The 24,903-nt window shown below is 42.6% G+C and carries 13 protein-coding genes; 2 read left to right on the top strand and 11 right to left on the bottom strand.

All coding sequences use genetic code 11. From position 1 onward, the window contains the following. Positions 1–741 precede the first annotated feature (741 nt). The gene (locus tag ACRD6K_RS01935) at positions 742–1,782 is read left to right on the top strand and encodes a CNNM domain-containing protein (RefSeq protein ID WP_299578141.1); all 1,041 of its coding nucleotides are present in this window, start codon (positions 742–744) and stop codon (positions 1,780–1,782) included. 134 nt (positions 1,783–1,916) lie between these two features. Here ACRD6K_RS01935 and ACRD6K_RS01930 read toward each other — a convergent pair whose 3' ends face one another. The 10 genes from ACRD6K_RS01930 to ACRD6K_RS01885 all read right to left on the bottom strand — a co-directional run bounded on the left by ACRD6K_RS01930 (position 1,917) and on the right by ACRD6K_RS01885 (position 22,443). Beyond that, positions 1,917–3,845 (bottom strand): peptide-N-glycosidase F-related protein, encoded by a 1,929-nt coding sequence (locus ACRD6K_RS01930; protein ID WP_430971850.1) that lies wholly within the window; start codon positions 3,843–3,845, stop codon positions 1,917–1,919. 79 nt (positions 3,846–3,924) lie between these two features. Continuing rightward, positions 3,925–5,415: an alpha-L-fucosidase gene (locus ACRD6K_RS01925; protein WP_430971849.1), complete on the bottom strand. Its 1,491-nt coding sequence runs from the start codon at positions 5,413–5,415 to the stop codon at positions 3,925–3,927. Positions 5,416–5,447: 32 nt separating this feature from the next. Continuing rightward, positions 5,448–6,140 carry a TonB-dependent receptor plug domain-containing protein gene (locus ACRD6K_RS01920; RefSeq protein ID WP_430971848.1) on the bottom strand — a complete coding sequence of 231 codons (693 nt, stop codon included), beginning with the start codon at positions 6,138–6,140 and terminating at the stop codon, positions 5,448–5,450. A gap of 122 nt (positions 6,141–6,262) precedes the next feature. After that, a complete protein-coding gene (locus ACRD6K_RS01915) occupies positions 6,263–8,104 on the bottom strand; it encodes a SusD/RagB family nutrient-binding outer membrane lipoprotein (protein WP_299578145.1) in 1,842 nt (613 codons plus the stop codon). 20 nt (positions 8,105–8,124) lie between these two features. Then, a complete protein-coding gene (locus ACRD6K_RS01910) occupies positions 8,125–11,502 on the bottom strand; it encodes a SusC/RagA family TonB-linked outer membrane protein (protein WP_430971847.1) in 3,378 nt (1,125 codons plus the stop codon). Between the two features lie 49 nt (positions 11,503–11,551). After that, entirely contained in the window at positions 11,552–12,811 is a 1,260-nt protein-coding gene (locus ACRD6K_RS01905; protein ID WP_430971846.1) for an ROK family transcriptional regulator, read from the bottom strand. Positions 12,812–13,155: 344 nt separating this feature from the next. Continuing rightward, the gene (locus ACRD6K_RS01900) at positions 13,156–14,958 is read right to left on the bottom strand and encodes a SusD/RagB family nutrient-binding outer membrane lipoprotein (protein WP_430971845.1); all 1,803 of its coding nucleotides are present in this window, start codon (positions 14,956–14,958) and stop codon (positions 13,156–13,158) included. A gap of 19 nt (positions 14,959–14,977) precedes the next feature. Beyond that, on the bottom strand, positions 14,978–18,274 hold the full coding sequence (locus ACRD6K_RS01895) for a SusC/RagA family TonB-linked outer membrane protein (protein ID WP_430971844.1): 3,297 nt from the start codon (positions 18,272–18,274) through the stop codon (positions 14,978–14,980). Positions 18,275–18,323: 49 nt separating this feature from the next. Next, positions 18,324–19,574, bottom strand: coding sequence for an ROK family protein (locus tag ACRD6K_RS01890; protein WP_430971843.1), 1,251 nt, complete (start codon positions 19,572–19,574; stop codon positions 18,324–18,326). 406 nt (positions 19,575–19,980) lie between these two features. Next, the gene (locus ACRD6K_RS01885) at positions 19,981–22,443 is read right to left on the bottom strand and encodes a TonB-dependent receptor (protein WP_430971842.1); all 2,463 of its coding nucleotides are present in this window, start codon (positions 22,441–22,443) and stop codon (positions 19,981–19,983) included. A gap of 231 nt (positions 22,444–22,674) precedes the next feature. Here ACRD6K_RS01885 and ACRD6K_RS01880 point away from each other — a divergent pair, with 231 nt between their 5' ends. Continuing rightward, entirely contained in the window at positions 22,675–23,553 is an 879-nt protein-coding gene (locus ACRD6K_RS01880; protein ID WP_430971841.1) for a sugar phosphate isomerase/epimerase family protein, read from the top strand. Between the two features lie 67 nt (positions 23,554–23,620). Here ACRD6K_RS01880 and ACRD6K_RS01875 read toward each other — a convergent pair whose 3' ends face one another. Next, complete coding sequence (locus tag ACRD6K_RS01875; RefSeq protein WP_430971840.1) at positions 23,621–24,898, bottom strand: AmpG family muropeptide MFS transporter; 1,278 nt, start codon at positions 24,896–24,898, stop codon at positions 23,621–23,623. Positions 24,899–24,903: the final 5 nt, after the last annotated feature.

Genomic DNA, 24,903 nt, shown 5'->3' with positions numbered 1-24,903 from the left:
TTCGCTCTTAAAGCGGCTGCAAAACAAAGGCTTTTTTCTGAATCTTCCAAGCGTTTTAAAACTTTTATTTTTCAGAGGCCGACGCCCGCAATCCCAGTAAGAACGCTGCTTTCAGAGCTTCCGATGTAACTCGTATGTCTCTCAAAGCGGGTGCAAATATAGGGAGCTTTTTTAATCCCGCAAGCGCTTTTGGATTTTATTTTTAAACTTTCTGAAGCCCGACAATCCGAACGCCTTATTAGCAATCATTTAGCAAAACATTTTTTTTCACCGCCTGTTGAGCTACTCCAGCAACAAACGCTCCGACCCGCGCTAAAAAAGCCTGGAAGCCTCATGAAGCCTGCTCTGGATGGGGCTATGGAAAGGCCTTCCAACAGAACAAATCATTTCCCCACCCTTATATAATACATAGGAACGCCAATTTGCAATGGTCAGAAGGCCCCCTAAAAACAAATTCATTTAATACCAGCCCCCCAGTTGTATTGGAATCCGTGTCATTAACATGCAACTGCTCAAAAACTGGAGCCGACTGGGGTCATGCAAACGGCGCACACCTACAAAGAAGCCAATGGGGCAACCATAATCACCCATCTGCCCCCTTTCTTCCACGAAAGTCACACCACCAAATAGCATTCATACGCAAACACTCAAGGGGCAAACACATATTTACCTTAAGTTTTAAGCTGATTCTCTCCATTTCTCCGGCACAATTCTTATTTTTCGGAACACAAATCGCAAACTATGGGCATGTTACTCTTTTATCTGATTTTAGCCTTAGGAATATCATTCCTATGTTCTGTGCTGGAATCTGTTTTGTTATCCGTAAGTTTTTCATTTATCTATTTAAAAGAAGAGGAAGGCAGCCATTCGGCTAAAATTCTGAAAAACATCAAAAATCAAATCGATCGTCCCCTGGCCGCTATCCTTACGCTAAATACCATTGCGCACACCATCGGGGCTGCAGGCGTAGGCTCCGAAGCAACCAAATTATTTGGAGAAGCCTATTTTGGTATCATCTCGGCTGTGCTCACTATTTTGATTTTAGTGTTGTCTGAGATTATTCCCAAAACAATTGGTGCTCAATATTGGAGAGAACTTGCTCTGCCAACAGCTCGAATTATTCAAGGGTTGATCCTGATTACTTACCCACTGGTGCTTCTCAGCGAATTTATTACCCGCGCCTTTTCCAAAGGAAAAAGCAAACAATCAATTAGCCGGGAAGAAGTTGCCATGCTGGCATCATTGGGTCTTGACGAAGGAATTTTCAAGGAAACGGAAAGTAAAATCATCATCAACCTCATCCGACTTCGCGATATTAAGGTCAAAGACATCATGACACCACGGACAGTTATGCTGGCAGCTCCGGAAACCATGACCTTGGCTGAGTTTTTTGGGCAAGAGACCTTCTTTCAATTCTCGCGGATTCCAATTTTTCAAGAAAGTATCGACAAAATAACCGGTTACGTTCTGAAACAGGATGTTATGGAAAAGCTGGCTGCCGGGGCCAGTGACGAACCGCTGCTTAACCACAAACGTGAACTGGTGGTGTGCTACGAAAACATTACGGTACCGGTACTTTTTGAGAAACTGCTCTTCAAAAAAGAACACGTAGCTCTTGTTATTAATGAATATGGAGGCACCGAAGGCCTGGTGACCATGGAAGACATTATTGAAACCATTCTTGGACTGGAAATTACCGATGAAAAAGACATCCAGACAGACATGCAGCAACTAGCCCGCGAACGTTGGGCGAAGCGCACCAAAGACATGGACATCAAATAAGACAGTTAAGCTAACGCAGGTGCCAAGAAAATACGAAGCGATCTGCATTCTAAAATAAAAAAGCCAGCCATCGATTTTCTTTCGATAGCTGGCTTTCGTGTATTATAGTTTCCCAATTTTACCGGGAACTATGCTTAGTCAAAACTTCTGGATGTTTTATTCACCCGAAGTTTGAGTTTGCTTTCTCCTTCAACAAACAACTCTACAACATAGCGTCCGTCTTTAAATTCAGAGAAATCAATATCAAATGTCTTATGCTCCACTTGCTTGAAAGGGATCGTCTTCACCAGATCGCCATCTGCCAAAATATGAATCTCACCATCTGAAGGCTTTTCGGTATCCACCATCAATTCTGTTTTCGACTTAAACATACGTGGGTGAAGGATATACAGTTCCTGCTCAACGTTTTCGTCAATGCGAGGTGCTTTCGAAGCTTTAAAATCCAGTTTCTCGCCAACGCCACAATCGCTTTCAAAACGATGCAACACCTGACCATCCAAATCCGACAGATACATGTAGCCATAACCTTGCTTAGGCATAAACCAAAATTCCAATCCGTTATGAGCGGTGTCCTGCAAAGCCAAGCGATATTTACCCTCAGCCAAAACCAAAGTGTCCCGATATAAGGTATTTGCTTCCGACTGTTCCGGAGTACGCTCAAAAACAACTTCCTGTTGTTCATTAATTACCCGAATGGTATTGTCGCCAGGCGCATTGTTCGATTTATACGTTAGCACCATTGTCTCCGGCATTTCTTTTGGAGAGACAAACGCTGCCTGCCGGCTGTTGTCTGCGTCCCATTCATCCATTTCACCATTCGCCAAACTAACTTCCACTGAAAAAACATTTTCACCAAAGTTAAAATCAATCACTCCAGGCAATACAATCACTTGCTCCTCATAAAAACCAAGTTCTCCGGTCCAGGTAAAAGTTTTAAAATCGAACCCTTCGGTACCGTAAACAATATCCAAGGCCTGAATAGGCTCACTCCCCAAATTACGCACCACAATGCGTGGCTCAAAGCAAGAAGGATTCAAACGATTGAGCTCAACCGATTTGTTCGGCACCAGAATTTCTTCAATGGCCACATCGTTTTTACTGTTTGGCTGGTTGTATTGAAACAACATGGCCTGAATCGATTCGTTGGCCTGTACATTTTTTTGAGCGGTGTAAGGCTCCAGCTCCAAATCAATGGTGTGTGTTGGCTGGGTAATTGGGAAATCAATCAAGTCAGCTTTCTGCAAATCGCCCGGACACCAATAAGCCCGGTCAAAGATCCAGGTACCGCCCTGAGGATAAAGGGCATTGTCGGCACACTCTTTCCACATATCACGACGATCAATCACCACTCCATCTACAACCACTTCACGCCAACGGCTACAAAACTCGCTGCAACCTCTAGGGCGATCCATCCCATGCCCGGTATGCTGAATGCGCAAACGTCCCAACTTAGCTTCCGGAGCCATTTTCATTTCCACCGGCGCCAAGGATGCTGTAATTGGCTTAGTACTGTCTCCATACGCATAGTTTCCGGCAAATACCTTATCGTACTTAACCATTTCGGCGACAGGTTTACCAACATTCACTTCAAAATCAATCGTCAAATCCCAACCAACATCCTTGCTCTCATAGCCCGAATGCATGTATTCAACTTCCACGCTGTCACGCAGCAAACTGGCAAAGTCAGTCACATCAACCCGCCATTTCCATTCCCAGTCTTTCTTAAAGTTACTTCCGTAAGGCGTTAGCATCCGCCCAATTTCCAGGTTAAGCGAATCGCCATGCACTCCGCCGACCCGACGAATGGTAATGTGATCCAGGTAATCCCAGTGCGCAATGTTAATGGAATCAGGATGTCCCAAAGTCACATCCATAAACACACGTCTAACAGGTTCATCTTTCCCCGGAAAGACAGCCCAATTTTTAAAATAATTGCTCCCACTTGGACTACAAGTAATTGTTTCGTGGTTGTGAGAGGTTACAATAACCGTTTTGGGTTCAATTTTCGGAGTACAACTCACCAAAGCGATTAATCCCACATAAAGCAAAAAGCGATAGAACATATTCTTCTGTTTTTATAGGTGATTTAAAGGTTAGCTGATCTCAGCACCCTGCTTTCCAGCTAACCGTTTTTAATTATCATCAATCTTCAGCTATTTCGAACTGAAGTACCCAAGCATAACCAGCCGGTGGATTCTTCCGCAACTGTGCAGGAATTTGCACCAACATGCCATTTCCAGATTTCTTCCAACTCAATGATTTTCCATCTCCAAGCAGACTTACTTTTGCGCCTCTCTTTGGCTGGAAAGAGTTCACATAGATCTCTGCAGGTAATTGTTTTTGGCCTTCATCAGCCAGGTAGATTGCATTAATGGTATTGGAGTCTTTTTTACGGGTGAAGCAAATATTGGCTTCTTTATACGGAGCAATCGCCCGTGTACTGTAAATGGCTTCACCATTCACCTGAATCCATTCGCCCATGGCTTCCAACAACTGATAAGCTTCATCGTGCCACGTTCCGTCAGGCCCCGGAGCTATATTATATAGTAAGTTTCCACCTTTAGCCACAATATCAACCAACATATGAATGGCTTTTCTTGGACTCATGTATTGTGCATCGGGCACATAAGACCAACCACCACCGGCAATAATGCACGACTCCCATGGAAATGGCAACGCTTCTTCCGGTACTTTATTTTCAGGCGTCAGGTAGTTTTGGTTTTTCCCTTCTACTGCACGGTCCACCACAATTAGCCCGGGTTGTTTTTTACGCGCCTTTTCAACAAGCTCATCCATTTTGATGTCTTGATTCACTGCAAACGACTTCAAAAAACCAGAGGAAGCTCCCATGCCTTTTCGAATCAACGAATGCTGCATTTCTTCTTTTGAAGACTTTGCCACCCAACCGCCATCGAGCCATAAAATATCGATCTTGCCATAATCGGTCATCAGCTCCAGAATTTGATTGTGCGTGAAATCAACAAACTTCTGCCACTTTTCAGGATAGGCTTCCGGATCGTAGTTCACATTCCGGTTGAACGGAGGAAAGTACGGATCCCAATAGTAATCAGAATGCCAGTCAGGTTTTGAGAAATAGGCTCCTGCCCATAGCCCTTCATTCCTGAAGGCATCAAAAATTTCTTTCGTAATGTTGGCTTTTGGATTGGAATGAAATGCACATGCCTCATCGGTCACCTTATAATCAGTGTATTTCGAATCAAACATGCAAAAGCCATCATGGTGCTTGGTCGTAAAAACCAAGTACTTCATTCCGGCATCACTTGCTGCCTTGGCCCACTTCTCCGGATTGAAATCTACGGGATTGAAGGAATTCTTCAGTCCTTCATATTCCTTTACATACTCATAGTAATTCTCCGGATTATTCCCTTTTTTGCGTTGGCACCAGCCATAGTCTTCCGGACAAATTGACCAGGACTCCACAATCCCCCACTGGCTGTATGCTCCCCAGTGCATCAAGAGACCAAATTTTAAATCCTGCCATTGATCCAATTTTTCATTCACCAAAGGATCATCCTCCGGGTAATACTTTTGCCCTTCAAATTCGTGAACCATCTGAGCAGAGGTACTCAGAACCAAAAAAATAAAACACAGATTCGTTAGTAGTTTTTTCATTGCAACAAAAATTTAGCTAGTCATATAATTGATCAATCCGTTGATTTTGTTTTTACAACAATGACTCCTCCCATACCCCGAGAACCATAACGTGCAGAAGCCGCAGCTCCTTTAAGCACCGAAATTGACTTTACCTGAGTTGGCGGAATATTCACAAAAACCGGGAACTCCACAATGGTTCCGTCAACCACCAGCAAAGCAGGAACATCGCCACTGTTGATCGTTGTTGCTCCACGAATATTAATGGCATTATTTCTAATGCTGACTCCGGAAATACGCCCTTCAATTGCCTCCAAAATAGTTCGATAATTACTGTAATCCGAGTCCGCTTCCAAATGCTGAATGGCATATGTCAGCTGCTCTTCACTAATATGTCCGTAACCTGTAGCTATTTCGAAATTTTTTTCGCCATTCCTGTAGCGCAAATTTACAATTACTGAATCGGAATCAGCAAAGTTCCTCAATTTAATATTTTCAGAATAGAAGCCATTGGCGCTTATTTTCAATTTTCCCTTTTCATCGCAAACCAGAGAAAACACTCCCTTTTCATCGGTAAGCACTTCCGTATCTGACCCCTTGCAAACAACCGAAACCTTACTTAAAGGAATCGACCTAAAAGCTGTTACTCTTCCTTTTATCGCATGCTCCTGAGCTATCGCCGACAGCGAGAAACTCCCCCAAAAGCAAACGATAAAATACAACAAGTTGGACTTAGATTTCACCATGCCTATTATTTTTTGATTTTTTGAAAATGAATACAGAATGAAAAACCGCTGAACGTAAAGAACAGCGGTTTTATCGCACCTAAACTAGCCCAATATCCAAACGAAGGATATCCAATTAGTCATTAATTCTTGGGACCTGCTCCGTAATTGGGGTTTTCTTGATCGAACCACAACCTTTCCGCATTCAGAATTGTAGCCTCCGGAGTACCGGTTGTGAAACCTTGCTCCTGAATAGCCGCCATTTTGTTGGCATAATTGATGTCATCCTCTGTTGGCGTATCCACCACAAAGCGACGAGGAAGAACCACTGCAGCCCCAGAGGCTGTCACATCCTCCCAAGCCAAGTAGGCACTGCCCTTTTTCGGAATTCCGGAACGACGAACAGTTGTCCAGATATCATTGGGTGTATTCAAAAAGTTGATAAATTGCTGAATATAGACTTTTTCCAAACCATCGGTTGTTAAATCATAAGCATTCAGAGCCAGCAGATCCGTAATTTCGCCATCCCGAAGCATGGTAGCTGCCTCTGCAGCTTCATCAGCATCAACATAAACCGGATCGCCATTGTAATACGGCATTTGCTGATGCTCTGCAAATCGATCAGCACGCATCACAGACAACTCAACTCCCCAGTCGAAATACTCCTGTGCGCTTTTGGGAAGATTAGCTCCCAACAACTTGAATTCAGCCAGATACAGATTCGTTTCGGCTGCCGTACCCAAAATAACATACAGCGGTGGATCATTGTCTTTCAGTTCAATAATACGTCCACCTGGTTTGGTTGGGTAGGTGTAGTTATAAGTTGTGCGTGTCAGCTTTTCAGAATACAGAGAAGTGGCAATATAGGTTTTGGTTTCAATCTTGTTCGTGGCACCTTGGTTGAAGTACTTTTCATTGGCCGGATCCAAAACAGCATCAGGTGACAATGGAGCCCCATGATAACGAACCCAAGGTTCACCATCACCTAACCAACCTGCAAAATTGCCATCAGCATCCAAATCAACTAATGGAGCGATGTAAGGAGGAAGAGCTTTCCCAGCATCGATAAATGCCTGCACGACTTCTCCGTTAAAATGGTTTTTCTCAAAGGAAAAACGCAGACGAGGATCTTTGTTGGCTAACAAGAAATCAACCAGATTTTTACTGGCATAACCAATCCACATGCCATTACCAGTTCCGTAGTATTTAATATCCCTTTTGTAGATAAAGTCGTCATTCATTTCATCCATGTAGCCCACAGAAGAGTTGGCCACCTGCTCTACAATCTGGATAGCCCGGGCCCGGTCTTTATTCACTAAGCGAGCTGCAATACGAAGTTTTAGGAGATTGCAGTATTTCGCCCACTGCCCATAGTCACCACCATAAATCCGATCCTGGTTTCCCATGGCAAACTGGTCAGTTGCAGTTAAGCCGGCTATGGCCTCATCCAGTTCGGTCAGCCAGATATTAAACAACTCCTGTTGGCTATCTACCTTAGGTGTTAATAACGGAGGATTGGTGTATGGCGCCAAACCAGCCTCAGTGTAAACCAACGATCCTGTTTGATCAGTAATGGTTAGAGCCGTTGCAATCTGAACCGGATAAGTCAAAGCACGTAGGGCTTGGTAAGCTCCTTGCTCTTCTTCAGGCAATGCATCTATACGCGCTCTGATGTCCATGGTTTGCGGCATCAGACTTCCGTAAAGATTCTGACCTCCAGCCGGTCCCATCTCATTATAAGTTACACCATTGCCCCCCTGCGCACTTCCAACCTGCGTCCAGGGATGAATATATTGAAAGTTGCTGTAAAACCAATTGGTATAGTCGTTACCATACATTTGCTCAATGGCTTTCGTCATGGAGTATCTCAAATCAGGCTCTGATAATGTTGAAGGGTCGGTGTTAAGTTTAGCAAACTCTTCCTTATCGCACCCAATCGCTAAAATAAAGATCAGAGCAAATATTAATTTATATGTTGTTTTCATATTTACCATTTTTAAGTTTTTTAGAAATCAATACTGATTGACATGGTGTAGGTCGCAGTATATGGCGTAAAGTTGCGCTCGAAGTACGAATAGTTACTTGTTGTTCCCCTAAAACTTTCCGGGTTCAAGTGGTTCGGCATCGAGTTATACAGGTAGAACAGGTTACGTGCATTTAATGAAACATACATATTCTGCGCTTTCATCTTCTGAGCTAAACTCTTTGGCAGGTTGTAGCCAATTGAAATATTACGCAAGGCAATGTATTTCACTTCACTTACCCAGTCCTTATTGACAACACCACTTCCCCAGGAATTGACAAGATAGGTATAGAAGCCTGCGTGAGTTGGCTCTACGTGCCCTGCCTCATAAGCTTCCTGGTAAGTCATACCACCAACATCAACGGATTCTCCACTTGGAGCTGTTACCATTTGCCCCTCAGCAAATACCCCTTCCGGAATCATCCCATCGTGAAACACCTGTCCTTTTGTGTCTTCATACTCACTGGTCCAGGTAATACCTCCATGCTCAGGATCACGCCATCTCAATGAGGTTTCCATGATACCGTATGAAGTACCGTAACGGTTCGAGTAAGAAGCAATATGTCCACCAAAACGGGCATCCAGCAAGACGGATAAATTGAAGTTTTTGTAGCGGAAATCATTGTTCCACGAACCTTCAAAGTCAGGATTGATTTTTCCGACTTCCTGCACTTCGTAACTTCTGGTGTAACCAGCACCCCGGTAGCTATCCAGCCACCTCAACACTTTGTTACCATTTTCATCCATTAGCGGATTGATGTCTGACATCAACACTCCGTATTCACCATCTTCAAAAGCAACCGATGCAATACGGTAGTTTCCATAATTCTCAGAACCTGCTAAACGTTTGTACTCGCCCACTTCATCAACCAAATTTGAAATTTTGGTTTCATTGTTCCAGTAGTTAAAGGTTGATTTCCATTCAACGTTTCTGGTTCGAACAGGTGAAAAACCAACTGAAATTTCCAAACCTTTATTAGTCATGGTACCCACGTTGGTCAACATCTCATTCAATCCTGACTCAGCAGGAAGAGGAACGGTTGAAATCTGGTTATTAATCTTCTCATTATAGTAGGCTACGTCAGCACTCAAGCGGTTTTCAAATAAACGAATATCCACACCAACTTCAAACGAGTTTTTCAACTCAGGCTTGATACTGGGGTCAACCAGGGATGTACTTTTTGTATTCAGATAAGCAAAGTTACCTCCTTCAATTTCCCATGTTCCCGAACCATAGCCTTTATTAATTGTATAAGGCGAGGTGTCGTTACCCACTTGTGCCCAGGATGCTCTCAATTTACCAAATGAAAACATAGCTGGCATGTCGAAGGTTTCTGTGAAAATCCAGGAAGAACTCACAGAAGGATAGAAATAGGAGAAGTTACCTGTTCCGTCGGTATAAACCAAGGCCGAAGACCAGTCATTACGTCCGGTCACATCCAGGAAAATCTGCTCTTTCCAGCTACCACTCAACAAGAAATACAAGGAATTAACTTGATGCGTATTCCCAATTCCTGCCGATGTATTCAAGGTTCTCTTTGAGTTACCCATAAAGAATTTTCCAGGAACTTTCAATCCTCCATCCGTCCAGGTGCGGTTAAAGGAAGTTTCACGATCCCAAAGTTCACCTCCCAACATGGCATTGGTTGTAAAATCACCAAAGTCTTTATTCAGGTTAACAACCAACTTACCCGTACGACTAACATCACGATCGTGGCGAATTTCATAACTACCACCATCATTGGCATACCCATTACCTAAGTTTTTATTCTCATAGAAGGTCGTATAATGATTCATATTACCTTCAGCCATAATCGACATCCAATCGGTAATATCAGCCGTCAAACGAACGATTGGGCGTGTAACTTGTTCTTCCCGCGTTTGCTTGTCGAGATTATAGTTATGCCATGTTCCATTTCCGGGTACATTAGCATATAAATCGCCATAGTTACTGTTTGGCACACCGCCATGAGATGCCTGGTAAACATCGCGTTGTTTCCAGCGTTTGGTATCATACCATCCGGCCCAGCTTCCTGTTGCAAAACTCAACGACAGTGCATTACCCGGGTTGGTTACAAGTGAATTGGTGAATGATACAGAGGCATCGGCACGCAACCAGCTTGCCAGATCATACGATCCCTTAAACAACATCGAGTATCTTTCGAACTCATCGGTTGGTGAAGTTCCTTCCCGATAGTTATAGGCATTGGATAAGTAGAAACTTCCTTTATCGGTACCACCACTCAGGGCCACAGCCGTATTGGAATTTATTCCAACATCGTAAGCGTCCTTCATGCTGTTTTTATACCCCACGTAGTTTCTCATTACGCCATCAAAATCTTCAATTGGACGACCATCGTATTTAGGTCCCCACAAGAAACCGGCATTGGGGTTTCCAATTTTGGTTACTGTCTGAACACCATCCACTTCGCGCGTGTAAAACTGGCTGTAGTCGAATCGGTAATAGTTTCCATTTTCGTCTTTTTCCCCATAGCCAATCGCACCAATCAGGTCTCCGGGACCAAATTCATACTGAAGGTCAGGCTGTTTGTAGACATGGTCAATACCGACCGATTGGGTTACTTTTACCCCAATTCCTTTTTTGCCACGACCATCTTTTGTTTTAATGACCACGGCACCATTGATACCACGAGATCCATAAAGCGCAGTTGCCGCAGCTCCTTTCAATACCGACACCGACTCGTAATCATCGGGATTCATGTTTTTCAGGATGTTACCAAAGTCGTTGGCATTATCTGCCCACTCGCTGGCATTTGAAACGGAGTTTTCAACAATCACCCCGTCAATAACGAAGATCGGCTGGTTGTTGTTGGAGTTCAGCACAGAAACCCCACGAATCTGGATTTTAGCGTTACCCACTAAACCTCCATCGGAAGTTCCAATACTTAAACCTGCTGATTTCCCTTGAAGTGCCTGAACCGGGTTGACGGTATTCGTCTGAGCAATATCTTCCCCACTAACTTCAGTCATCGCATATCCCAGTGCTTTTGCTTCCCGTTTAATACCAAGGGCTGTTACCACTACTTCGTCAATTCCAATTTCGTCGGGCTCCATCTGAACATCAATGGTTTGACGACCGCCAACATTCAACTCCATGGTTCTCATTCCCACAAACGAAAAATCTAGGACTGCATCGGAAGGCACCTGAATGGTGTAATTCCCATCGATGTCAGTTACCGTACCATTACTGGTACCTTTTTCCAGGACTGTTACTCCAGGGATTCCCTCCCCGTCTACGTCCCTTACTGTACCACTCACGCTCATTTGCGCATGAGTCTGCCCGATTAGCAAAAGAGCCAAACAGACTGTACTCAAAAATGTCAAGATAATTTTTCTCATAGAACTAAGATTTAGATTAATTTGTGCAGCAAGACTGCACATGTTAAGACTACATTTTTACTTGTACCGATTTATAGTTAGACTGAATTGATGCCTGATTAAACAGATAGTTGTAGTACATCGCTGTAACGCCGAGCAAGCCCGCCCCTTTGTTTTGTTTTGAGACAATCACCTGGGCTTGTTGACTAATATTCTCGAGGCAATAACGATTGAGTGCTTGCTGAACAGGAACTAACACATATTGATTAGCTTCTGCCAAATCGCCACTCAGAACAATGATTTCAGGGTTCAATAGCTGGATTAAAATGGCCAGTCCTTTGCCCATTTCCAATCCCACTTTATTTAGAAGAGCAATGGCGAACTCATCGCCACGCTTCGCAGCTTTTATAATGTCTTTGGGGCCGAGGGCTTGCAGGTTATCCTGAAACAGAGGAGTCAACTGAGAAACTTTACTTTGTTGAATTCCTTCTTTAGCCATTCTCACCAAAGCTGTTGCCGAAGCCACTGTCTCCAAACAACCTCGCTTCCCGCAAATACACAGGTCTCCTCCCTCTTCGAGCTTGATATGACTAAACTCTCCTGCAAATCCGGTAGCTCCGCTAAAGCACTCCCCATTCAGGATCATCCCAAGCCCAAGTCCCCAGCTCCAATTTACCACCAAGGCATTTTCAATATCACTTACCTCGCCAAACAGATACTCGCCATAGGCTTGTGTTCGTGCATCATTCTCAATCAATACATCTTTCTCAAAACAAGCCTCCAATCTTGACTTAATATTATTGTGCTCTACATCCTTGATAGTATAGTTTATTCCCTTTTCTGAATCAACCAACCCGGGCATGCCCACAGCCACCCCAATCACATGATCAAAACTGATGTGAGAATCTGCCAGCAAATTTTTGGCGGCCTCAAAAATCTTCTTTTCCAGGTTTACATCATCAATATCAGTTTCAACAAGAGTGACTTTGGTAACTTGCTGATGCCGTGGATTAAAAACAGTAACTTTCGAGTGGAAACGTCCCATTTCACAAGCAATAACAAAGAAGGTATTCTCTACTAAACCATAAAGAGCTGGCTTACGCCCCCCGTTTGATTCTCCTAAGCCATAAAATTTCACATAACCCTCATCGATAAGTTCATCAATCAAACTTCGCATGGTTGGATTGCTTACCCCCACAGAGTGGCTTAAGTCTGCTGCAGACGTGATATCCGCATAATACAACAGCCTGAGAACTTCTCTCTTTTGCCGGTATTTTTTCAACTCAGTTCCAAGAATATCAGTTATGTTAGTTTTTTTAGATAAAACCATTCATTTTATCGAGTTTTTGTTTTCGAGAAACAAGTTCTATAGTTTTATCCATATACACACAATACTTTTGCTTATTTTTTCATAAGTATGTTTTAAAATATATTCTACTGACTTTCAGTGCACTAACATAATTTTCAAAGATGATCACCTTCTAAAACGATTATGAGCCACAAAGAGAGCATGCAGAATTGGACAGAAGTTCAAATCAAAATAAAAGTTGCCTTGCCAGAGCTTCACCCCGGACCAGGCAACAACAAAAGAAGGGCTTGGCTATAAAACAACCAACCCCCTCATATTCAAGCAATGCCATCTATAAGGCAAAGCCTCTGCTTTAAAAATCTCTCTTAATTAAAATCAGGAGTTTCTGAGCTTTTAAACGTAATATCATCATCACGATACATCGATACATTTTTCAAACCTTCCGGAATTAAATCACTCTTGGCTGAATAGTTGTCAAACTCAATCACTTTTTGATAATTCTCATTATTATTCTGGAACTCCGAAGAAGGATACCTGATTCTTTCCAATTCAGGTTTCATGACTTTACCGGTAAAAGTCATTGGCTCCAGCTTCGGATGACGTGTTCTTTTCAACTCACTCCAAAGCAAGTAAGGACGCAACAGATTTATGTGAATATATTTTTGCTGCATCAAAATTTCCATTTTCATATCTTCATCACCAGCAGCGTCAAATGCAGATTTCACTTTATCTCCATAAGCAGCAATCACACCCGCATCTGGTTTGGCTGGATGAATCAAAGCTTGCCATGCCCAAAGTTCTTTCGGAGCATCAGGGTTTTCCGGATCACCCGATTCCGGATCATAAATGATATCACTTGCATACGAACTAAGTGCATTCATTCTATACCACCAATCCGTAGAATGAATAACCGCATCTTTGATATGGTCACCAGCAGTCTTTCCAGTTGAAGCATATCCTTTCATTGCCACTTCGGCCAGCAAAAGATCAATTTCTCCCAGAGTAAACATATCGGCCGGTTGATTATTGTAAATATAGGTTACATGACTCCACATCGATTTTGAATTTTGTTGTGAAGACGCAATAATGTTATCTGCATACGGATAGTATCGATCTCCTCCATTATATTCATCCTCTTGTGAATCCGTATTGTAAGAAACACCGCGATAATCATTCCACTTAGTTGGAAGTGCCAACACCGGAAGACGTGGGTCATCAATTCCTTCTTCATAGGCTGGATCATGAAAATTCATCCGATTCAAAATAAGATTAGGAACATGCATGGCATAAGCTCTTTCGTACACCCCCCGCTGCCAGGTACCTCCTCCCGGCAAGTCAGCTACAGCATCAACATGTGGTATATCCCAAGCCATATCAGCTGTTGGCAAATTACTTATAGCATCTGCAATATGCATCTTTCCAGCTGCTTCATCTATTCCCGCAAGTCGCACACCATAGCGTAAACGCAAAGCATTAATGTACTTTACCCATAAGCTTACTTCACCTCCAAATGCAAGATCTTGTTCGGCCAATAAGCCTTTTGCTGCGGGAGACATCGCATTATAAATACCCGGAAGTTCTTCTGCAATAACTTTCAGCTCATCAAGAACAGCTTTATAAATTTCAATAGGGTCATCATATTCAACAAAGAATACTCCATCTGTTCCTTTAAAAGCATCAAAGTAAGGAATTGAATTATAGATGTCTACATTGCGAAGTGCACCCCAGCCTTTAATTACTGAAGCAAGCTTAAAGTAAATGACATTTTCATTGTAATCCTCAGTCCCCTCTAAATCGAGCATTATATCGCGCAGTGCACCCCAATTTCGCATTCGGACATAATAATCATTAAACCAGCTAAAGCCAGCGTCTGGTTCAATATAAGTCAGGTCATCGTAATCGACATACCATCCATAACGAGAAGTAATGTAGCGGTTAGCAATCTGAGCATAGGTAAAAATCCCAGTTCCTCCATTTTGCCACCACCATTCACCATAATCTTTAATGTAAAATTTCCACTGAGTAAGCATGTTAGTATATAGGCCTGGTGCCAGGTTCTCAAGGTCCGGACTATACACCATTGGGTTTTTGAATTCCTCTTCCAATCTATCCTGGCACGAGCCAAAAAGCAGAAAGACTGACAATATGGTTATAAATATTTTTTTCATAATTGTATTCTCTTAATGATTAGAAACTAACATTTACTCCGAAACCGTAGGTTTTAATTGAAGGATAGAAGGAGTATTCAACAATTGAGTTGGTCCCCAATGTCGACTCTGCATCTACGTTTGGAATCGATTTATAGATGTAGAACGGATTTCGCGCAATCAACGAAAGGGTCAATTTCTGCAAATGCATTTGATTGGCTAATTTTTTAGGAATAGTATAGCTTAAAGCAACCTGCCGCAACTTGACATAGTTGTTTTTATACAGTTGATCAGGCTGAAAATCTTCGCTCATATCATGAATGTATGAAGAGTAATAATTATAGGCACTCAAGATCACGTCGTTTTCCACATAATTTGGATTCTCATCCGTTCCTTCATTTCTAACTCCCGGAAGAATCAATCCATCGTGGTATACACGACCGTCTCTGGCTTCAGCTGGAGCCGCTTGATTGTGCTGCCATTCTATCCTGTCACCGGTGGCATCGTTAATGTAGTATGCCATACCCCCGTTTTCTTCATCGCGATACTTCAATGTTTCTTCACTGATACCCATTCCTTTTAGATAGTAGTTGGAGTAAGAGAAGATAGATCCACCAAACTTATAATCAACCAAAGCATTCAGGTTAAATCCTTTGAATGACAAATTACTGGTAAAACCACCATACAGGTCATCTTGAATATTACCTACATTCTTCATATCACTCTTATCCAAAATGTACAATCCATTATCACCAACAACCCGATTCCCCTTACCATCAGTCTGGTAATCATACATCAAAATTTCACCAAAAGGCTCATCCTCTTCAGCGACGGCCAAAACACTTGAACCAATGCTGTGAATCGTTTTTGACGTAATTCCAGGATAAAGCTTCTTTACTTTGGTTTTTTGAAAAGCTGCGGTCAATGTCAAATCCCAACGCACCTTATCAGTTGCAATAGGAGCGCCTTTTAACATTAACTCCAAACCACGGTTCACTACATGTCCTGCGTTGATTTTAATATCGCCGGCTCCCGTTACACGTGACAGGTCTACAGCCATTATTTGATCGTATCGATTGTAATGGTAATAAGAAATGCTGGTTTCCAAACGGCTGCGTTTAAAGAAACGACCATCGAACCCAATTTCAAATTCACGTTTACGTTCCGGTTTCAAATCACCTGCAAACAATGAGCTTGGCGTAGAAATGCTTGTCGCATTTGTATTATTAATGGTTCCCACCGAATAGCTACGATAAGCATAATAATAGCCCGGTGCGTCAATACCTACATCAGCCCAGGAAGCACGAAGTTTACCAAACTCCATATAAGGTATATCATATGAATTCGTAAAATTCCAGCTTACGCCAATACCTGGATAGAAATATGAGTTATTATCAGGAGGGAGTGTAGACGACCAGTCGTTCCGTCCCTGAACCTCAACATACAATTCATCATCCAACGAAAACGTAGCAGAACCAAGAAGAGAATACATTACTTTTGATCCATAGTCATGATTTCTTACTCGACCACGACTACCATAAGCTGGCCAGTCATTGGTATTGTCTATTGACCAAAAATTGGGATAAAGGAAATTACCATAGCTGGAAACTCCAATATTTTTAAACTCTGTGCTCTTGTATTCACCACCCACAAAAGACATTAATTTCAACCGATCATTCATGAAACTTGGTTCAAAATTTAAAAATCCTCTGTAATTCTGAACGAAAATTTTATTCCGGGAATATGAATATTTTCCTCCCTGAATAGACGGCTGATACTGGGTAATTGCATTCTTTGTAGTAAATTCAGTATCTGTATAGTCAATACCTGCCTGCCCTACAAAGTAAATATTCTCTGTAAAGTTCAGCGTTGTACGCACAGAACCGATATAGTGGAACTTCTCATCCGTATCACTATTTTCATATTGTTCCCAAAGAACGTCCATTAAGTATACAGGAGAAAATTGTCCTGGCCAATCGGATCCTTCTTGTGTAAATTTAGAGCCATCCTCGTTTTTATACATATCTACAATGGCATCAAACGGATAATCCCGGTTCACACCCCATGCAACAATACTCTGGATATTTGGACGACGGTTATGCGACTTAATATTATACAGGTTCGAATTCACCTCGAAAGAAGCAAAGTCAGACACAAAAGTTTGTCCACTAAAACTCAGTACATCTTTATTTTGGTACTCCCTGTCCCACAAACCGTCGTAATCAAAACGCGTGTAGGCTACCCTCATATTCCCGTTTTCATTACCTCCGGAAATGGCCACAGTCATATTATCTGTCATTCCTGTTTTAAACAAATCGGTATAATTGTTTGGATAAGCCTGATAGGGCCGGACAATGCTGTCAAGGAACATGATCGGTGTTCCATCGAATTTTGGTCCGAAATTGAAACGAGTTTTATTAATTTCCCTTACTTCCTGACCGTTGAGCGTTGTATAGTTAACATCATATTCGTTTGTTCCTGAACCAAACTGATTCTGAAAATCAATATACGAATGAGGCTGTTCCCAAGTTTTCTGCCAGTTTACATTCACTCCCAAACCACGAGTCTTTCGTCCCTTCTTCGTCGTGATCAACACAACACCGTTGGCTCCTTCACTACCATACAATACAGTCGCTTTGGCACCTTTCAGGATTTCCATTGACTCAATGTCTTCCGGATTAACATCGTTGATACCTGAACCGTAGTCAAATGAGTTCAGCGGATCGTAGCCTCGAGAAGCCATGTTTGAACCTTCATCGTGGATTGGCACTCCGTCAACAACGAAAAGCGGACGAGTGTTTGTACTGGTTTCCAATCCTGCTGCACCACGTATTTTAATATTGATTCCCCCTGTAGGCCCAGCCGAACCAGACTGAATTCCCACACCTGAGGCTTTTCCGTAAAGGGCAAGAACTGGGTTTTGAGAATTCCCGGCAACTGTCAGTTCTTCTGCCTTAATAGTACTAATGGCATAACCAAGTGACTTTTTATCCCGCTTAATACCAAGCGCAGTAACTACCACTTCGTCAAGACCAATTTCATCGGGTTCCAACTGAACATCGATGGTTTGACGGCCACCAACATTCACTTCCATGGTTGCCATTCCAACAAATGAAAAGGCGAGGACTGCATCGGAAGGCACCTGAATGGTGTAATTCCCATCGATGTCAGTTACCGTACCATTACTGGTACCTTTTTCCAGGACTGTTACTCCAGGGATTTCATCCCCTTCAGCATCCGTTACTGTACCACTCACACTCATTTGCGCGTGAGTCTGTCCGATTAGCAAGAGTGCCAAACAGACTGTACACATAAATGTCAAGATAGTTTTTCTCATAGAACTAAGATTTAGATTAATTTGTGCAGCGAGACTGCAGGTGTTAGTACTAAGTTTTTACTTGTAACGATTTATAGTTAGACTGAATTGATGCCTGATTAAACAGATAGTTGTAGTACATCGCCGTAACCCCGAGCAAACCTGATCCTTTGTTTTGTTTTGAGATAATTACCTGGGCTTGTTGACTAATATTCTCGAGGCAATAACGATTGAGTGCTTGCTGAACAGGAACCAACACATATTGATTCGCTTCTGCCAGATCACCACTCAGAACAATGACTTCCGGGTTCAATAGCTGGATTAAAATGGCTAGTCCTTTGCCCATTTCCAATCCCACCTTATTTAGAAGGGCAATGGCGAACTCATCGCCTCGCTTTGCTGCTTTTATAATGTCTTTGGGACCGAGGGCCTGCAGGTTCTCCTGAAAAAGAGGAGTTAATTGAGAAACTTTACTTTCTTGAATTCCTTCTTTAGCCATTCGCACCAGAGCTGTTGCCGAAGCAACCGTCTCCAGACAACCTCGCTTCCCGCAAATACATAGTTCTCCTCCTTCTTCGAGTTTAATATGGCTAAACTCTCCTGCAAATCCGGTAGCTCCGTTAAAGCACTCCCCATTCAGGATCATCCCAAGTCCAAGCCCCCAGTTCCAATTAACCACCAAGGCATTTTCAACATCGCTAACCTCTCCAAACAAATACTCGCCATAGGCTTGTGTTCTCGCGTCATTTTCAATCAATACATCCTTTTGAAAACAAGCCTCTAATCTTGCCTTAATATTATTGTGTTCTGCGTCCTTAATGGTATAGTTTATTCCTTTTTCTGAATCAACCAGGCCGGGCATGCCAACAGCCACTCCTATTACATAATCAAAGGTGATGTGAGATTCGGCCAGCAAGTTTTTGGCGGCCTCAAAAATCTTCTTTTCCAGGTTCACATCATCAATATCAGTTTCAACAAGAGTGACTTTAGTTACTTGCTTATGTCGTGGATTAAAAACGGTGACTTTGGAGTGAAAACGTCCCATTTCGCAAGCGATAACAAAGAAGGCATTTTCTACTAAACCATAAAGAGCTGGCTTTCGTCCTCCATTTGATTCTCCAAAGCCATAAAATTTTACATAGCCCTCCTCGATAAGTTCATCAATCAAACTTCGCATGGTTGGATTGCTTACCCCCACAGAATGGCTTAAGTCATTAGCAGACATGATATCTGCATAGTATAACAGCTTGAGAACTTCTTTCTTTAGTCGGTATTTTTTCAACTCAGTTCCAAGAATTTCAGTTACGTTAGTTTTTTTCAAGAGAACCATTTTGTTTAGTAAAATTCTGTCATCGAGAGATAAGTTCTATAGATTTTTCAAATTACACGCAATACTTTCGCTACTTTTTTTCAAAAGTATGCTCTACAATATAATTTCCTCTTCCTCAATAAATAATGAACATAGGCCCTATTCCTATCAAACAACGAAGTCTTCAAATGATCATACCCGCAGAACAACCAACTCAGCACGCAAGACAAACAAGGATAAAAAAAGTAGTGATATTCAAACCCGATAGCCAAACAAAATTTGCCTTACCGTGCCTTTGACTAGCCAATCACCAACAGTCAAAAAAAGAAATCATAACACAACTTTCTCGATAAACACAGACACAAAAAAAGGAGGCCAACTGACCTCCTCCTTAATTTAAACCCAAAGATTAATAAAACTAAAATCCACCGTCGTCATAATCTATTTCGCGTGTTCCATCGCCACCGTTGCGCTCTAACTTGTAGTTATTGATTTTGTAACTCAAGGTTAAAGTTACAACCTGCGACTCACGTTCGCGCTTATATACATTATAAAAGTCAACACCTCGGGAAGTGCGCTCGAACTTCATGGTTCCAAATACATCACGTAAGCTGAGGGTAGCCGTCAATTTCTTTTTCATCAAATCCTGGCGATAAGACAGGTTGGTAAAGAAAAAGCTTGAACTTTCCCCCTGCGCCGAAACCGATGGTCCCCGGTAATAGCCTGTCAATTGAAAGCGCGAATTTGAATTCAGCTTCACCGTCGTATTCAAACGTCCGGTGTAGTTGGTACTCTTACGGTCAATTGATTCACCAAGCACCTCGCCTTCCAAGCGATAGCGATAAACTGAAAAACTACCATTAAAAATCAACCAATCCTGAATATTGAGATTTCCCATGATCTCCGACCCCAGTGAAAAATCATTATTCATATTCTCTGTGTTGATGTAAAAAATACCATCATCCCCCAACTGGGTAACCTGCGTAATAAGATTATTGGTTACCCGATAAAATCCTTCCAAGGAAACAAATGATTTGCCATAGCTTTTCATCAGCCCCAATTCATACGAATCGGTGTATTCCGGTTTCAACTCCGGATTTCCATACCGAATGGTATATCGGTTATAATAGTTTGGAAATGGGTCCAGATCACGACCGCCCGGCCGGTCAATCCGACGGCTGTAGCTTGTCATTAGCTGAATGTCATTTAAAAACTTATAGGAAAAGTGGGCTGTAGGAAAAAGGTCGAAGCGATTAATTTCGGCGGGAGTTTCAGCTTTCTCATGTGCAATGCTTCGGTTGGTATATTCACCACGCAAACCCAGCTGGTAACTAAAGCTCCCAAAATTGTTGGCAAAAGTGGAATACCCGCTGATGATGTCGCGCTTAAAGTGCTGCGAGCTGGAATATTTGGGGTTATCGATGTAGTCGTTTGCATCATCATCCCAATCATTGAAGGAGTAATCTTCAAATTCGCGATCAATACGGGTTTGTAAACCGGCTTCAAAACGCCCGTCGTCACCCACCGGCTTTGTATAATCCAACTCAATCCGGTATTCATCTTCATCCTCCTCTTCAATGGTTCTCACCCGAGCCAGGTAGCCTCCAGTACGCTCAAAATCTGAATTAGTAATGTACTCATCTTCGAACTCAAAATCATCGCCCACACTGTTCGAGTAATAAAATAAGGCTTGCAATTTGTGTGTTCCGTCTTCGTTAAACTTTTGCTGAAAGTTAATATTCGAGTTCCAATACGTTCCTGTTCGTTCCGAATCATCAAATTCAACGGAATACAAATCCAAACCTGCAGGATCGGTATATTCATGAATCCGGCTTTCACCTCCGCGTTTTCGGCCGTATTCCCCATAAGTTCCCGAGAAAGTCAGGGTTGACAAATCGGTCAGGAACAGATCGATTCCTCCTTTAAACCGATGTCCACTACGTGCATAGTCACGGGTTCCGTCAGCAATTAAAAACTTGGTTGTATCCTGTAAATAAGTTTCCCGGTAGGAGTCGCCCGAACCATAAAAGGTTTCATCGCTAAAATCGGCCCCAAAAAAGAGGTTGGTTTTTCGGGTCTTGTAATTCAATGTGAGGTCGGTGCGGTATTTGTCGCGGGTGCCCACCATGGCATTCATAATCCCGTTAAAACCTGAAAGAACATTCTTTTTCATGACCACATTAATAATACCGGCCATCCCGTCAGGATCATACTTTGCGGAAGGATTGGTGATAATTTCAATGTTCTCGATGACCGATGCCGGCAATTGGCGCAAAGCATCACTCCCTTCCAGCACACTCGGTTTGCCATCAATAAGAACGGTGAAGCTTCCCGATCCACGCAGACTAACGTTCCCCTCAATATCCACTTCTACCGAAGGCGTATTCTCCAGCACATCAACGGCCGTTCCGCCGGCAGCATTGATATCCTGACTTACATTAATCACCTTTTTATCAATTTTGTATTCGATCCGCGAACGATCAGCCACAACATTTACAGCCCCAATTTCCTGGGTTGAAGGTTCCAGTTCAATAACTCCCAGATCAAGGTGCCGATTGCCGGAACCGATCCGCACATTGTTTATCCGTGTTTTGTTGAACCCGATGAAATTTGCTTCAATATAATAGGTTCCGAAATCAATTTTTCGAATCTCAAATTCACCATTGCTGTCGGTTATTCCCCCGGACACCAAGGACGAATCCGCGGGGTTGAAGATAGAAACATTGGCATATTCCATACTTTGCTTCGTCTGAGCATCAACAATCTGTCCCTTCACAATTGCCTTCAATTCAATTGTATTCGCGCTCTTCTCTGGTGGCTGGGCTGCCGCTGACAGGTTCAAAAACACCAATGTGCCTAAAAGTATTTTTCTAAAATTCATTCGTAAATTCTTTTTCGTTTCTATATGTTCTACGACATCAAATAGCGCAGATAGTTTAAATACCTCTTGCTCTTTTAATGTTAATGTTTGTAAACACCGGGAAATTGAAGGAGGAACCACTTATTTCCGGAACCAAATGGCATGGCAGTATCTCCAAGCTGAAAAATCTTTTTAACTATATTTGTCCATACAACTAATTTTTATCAACGATAATCTATTAAATCATTTAGAATGACACATGTAAATTTGAAGGCAAAAAGTATTTTGCTTGCAGTAATTCTGGTTGCGTTTACCACATCGGTTTTTGCCGGAGAAAAAAACAATTCCAAAAAAGAAAAACAAATCGGTATTCAACTTTGGTCAGTACGTGATGACATGGGGAAAGATCCTGCCGCAACCATTGCCAAACTTGGCGAAATCGGTTATTCATTTGTTGAAGCTGCCGGTTACAACGACGGCAAATTCTATGGCATGGAGCCCGCTAAATTCAAAGCTTTGCTTGAAAAAAACGGCATGTCGATGAGAGGATCACACACCGGTATTAACCTGCCCAAAAAAGGAGAATGGGATAAAGCCATGGAATGGTGGGACACCTGTATTGCTGCACACAAAGCCGCCGGAGCCAAATGGATTGTAAAACCTTCGATGGGACGCGATGCCTACGAAGACCTGGAAGTACTGAAACAATACTGCGAATATTACAATAAAGTGGGCGAAAAATGCAATGCTGCCGGAATCCGTTTTGGTTACCACAACCACGCCCAGGAATTTGAAACCGTGCTTGACGGACACATTTTCTACGATGTTTTACTGGAAAATACAGATCCTGACAAAGTGATGTTCGAACTGGACTTATACTGGATTCAGGAAGGTGGTAAAAATGCCGTGGATTACTTCAAAAAATATCCGGGCCGCTTTGAATTGTATCATGTAAAAGATGTAGAAGAATTGGGTGCCAGTGGAAAAATGGATTTCAAACCGGCCTTTAAAATGGCTAAAAAAGCTGGCATGACTGATTACATTGTGGAAGTAGAACGCTACAACTACGCACCAATCATCAGTGTTGAAAAAAGCTTCGAATTCCTCAACAATGCCAAGTTCACAAAATAAATGGGTGGTTAGCAACCGTTAGAATATCAAAAAAACAGCCGTTGAGAACTTCAACGGCTGTTTTTTTTTAGTTTTCCTTGGTTCCAAATTTGGGATCAATCTTCAGGAAGTTGATAATAATGAATCCTGGAATGGTACAAACCATTACCCACACAAAGAAGTACTGATACCCGATCAGCTCTTGAATCCAGCCACTGACCATACCCGGCAACATCATCCCTAAAGCCATAAATCCCGTACATAAAGCATAGTGCGCCGTTTTGTGCTTGCCTTCCGATAGGTAAATCATAAAAAGCATGTATGCCGTAAAACCAAAGCCGTAGCCAAACTGCTCTACCACGACCGATGCCGTAATAACGGCCAGGTTTTGCGTTTGCATGAAAGCCAAAAACACATAGACCAGGTTGGGTAGGTTCATGGCCAGTACCATGGGCCAAAGCCACGCTTTAATCCCATGCTTCGACACGGCTATTCCACCCAGAATTCCACCTATCGTTAAAGCAATAATACCGGCTGTTCCATACACAAAGCCAATGTTACTGGTGGTTAGCGCCAGACCGCCTTCGGCCAGGTCATCCAGCAAGAAAGGAGATGCCAGCTTCACCAGTTGCGCTTCACCCAAACGAAAAACCAGAATAAAAATAAGGGCCACTCCAATGCCTTCTTTTTTAAAAAAAGAGGTAAAGGTTCCTACAAACTCACGCATCACCTCCTTGATACTTTGATGCTCGCGTTTGGCATCACTTGTTGGATAGGGCAAAATAAACAGGTGCCACAAACAAAAAGCAGCAAAAAGAGCGGCAAAAATAAAAAAGGTAATACTCCAGGCCCAGGAGGTATTTTCAGTAATGCTTTCCATGTGCCCCGCCAGAATGACCAGCGGTCCTTGGCCGGCCAACATGGCAAACCGATAAAAGGTATTGCGAATTCCCACAAAAAAAGCCTGATCATGTTTCGACAATCCCAACATGTAAAACCCGTCAGCAGCAATATCATGCGTAGCTGAACTAAAAGCCATTAGCCAAAGAAAAGCCAAACTGTACTGAAAAAAGTTTGCCATGGGCAGAGTAAAGGCCACTCCGGCCAGCGCCGCACCAACCACCAGCTGCATACTGATAATCCAAAACCGCTTGGTTCGCAGGTTGTCCACAATTGGGCTCCAGATCGGCTTAATTACCCAGGGCAAATACAACCAACTGGTATATAAAGCAATGTCGGTATTGGAAATATCCAACCGTTTGTACATAATTACCGACACGGTCATCACAAAAACATAGGGTAAGCCTTCGGCGAAATACAAAGAGGGGATCCATGCCCAGGCATTGCGAGTGGTTGCTTTTTTCATGAAGA

Source organism: Sunxiuqinia rutila (genome assembly GCF_050589705.1).
Taxonomy (GTDB): Bacteria; Bacteroidota; Bacteroidia; order Bacteroidales; family Prolixibacteraceae; genus Sunxiuqinia; species Sunxiuqinia rutila.
Note: the sequence above shows the minus strand (reverse complement) of the source record. Positions and strands in the feature narration are given on the sequence as shown.

What these genes read in the sequence shown, in the direction of transcription:
- ACRD6K_RS01880 (WP_430971841.1), top strand. Translation starts at nt 22,675, where the DNA reads ATGACACATGTAAATTTGAAGGCAAAAAGTATTTTGCTTGCAGTAATT.
- ACRD6K_RS01900 (WP_430971845.1), bottom strand. Translation starts at nt 14,958, where the DNA reads ATGAAAAAAATATTTATAACCATATTGTCAGTCTTTCTGCTTTTTGGC.
- ACRD6K_RS01925 (WP_430971849.1), bottom strand. Translation starts at nt 5,415, where the DNA reads ATGAAAAAACTACTAACGAATCTGTGTTTTATTTTTTTGGTTCTGAGT.
- ACRD6K_RS01930 (WP_430971850.1), bottom strand. Translation starts at nt 3,845, where the DNA reads ATGTTCTATCGCTTTTTGCTTTATGTGGGATTAATCGCTTTGGTGAGT.
- ACRD6K_RS01915 (WP_299578145.1), bottom strand. Translation starts at nt 8,104, where the DNA reads ATGAAAACAACATATAAATTAATATTTGCTCTGATCTTTATTTTAGCG.
- ACRD6K_RS01885 (WP_430971842.1), bottom strand. Translation starts at nt 22,443, where the DNA reads ATGAATTTTAGAAAAATACTTTTAGGCACATTGGTGTTTTTGAACCTG.
- ACRD6K_RS01905 (WP_430971846.1), bottom strand. Translation starts at nt 12,811, where the DNA reads ATGGTTTTATCTAAAAAAACTAACATAACTGATATTCTTGGAACTGAG.
- ACRD6K_RS01895 (WP_430971844.1), bottom strand. Translation starts at nt 18,274, where the DNA reads ATGAGAAAAACTATCTTGACATTTATGTGTACAGTCTGTTTGGCACTC.
- ACRD6K_RS01875 (WP_430971840.1), bottom strand. Translation starts at nt 24,898, where the DNA reads ATGAAAAAAGCAACCACTCGCAATGCCTGGGCATGGATCCCCTCTTTG.
- ACRD6K_RS01935 (WP_299578141.1), top strand. Translation starts at nt 742, where the DNA reads ATGGGCATGTTACTCTTTTATCTGATTTTAGCCTTAGGAATATCATTC.
- ACRD6K_RS01920 (WP_430971848.1), bottom strand. Translation starts at nt 6,140, where the DNA reads ATGGTGAAATCTAAGTCCAACTTGTTGTATTTTATCGTTTGCTTTTGG.
- ACRD6K_RS01910 (WP_430971847.1), bottom strand. Translation starts at nt 11,502, where the DNA reads ATGAGAAAAATTATCTTGACATTTTTGAGTACAGTCTGTTTGGCTCTT.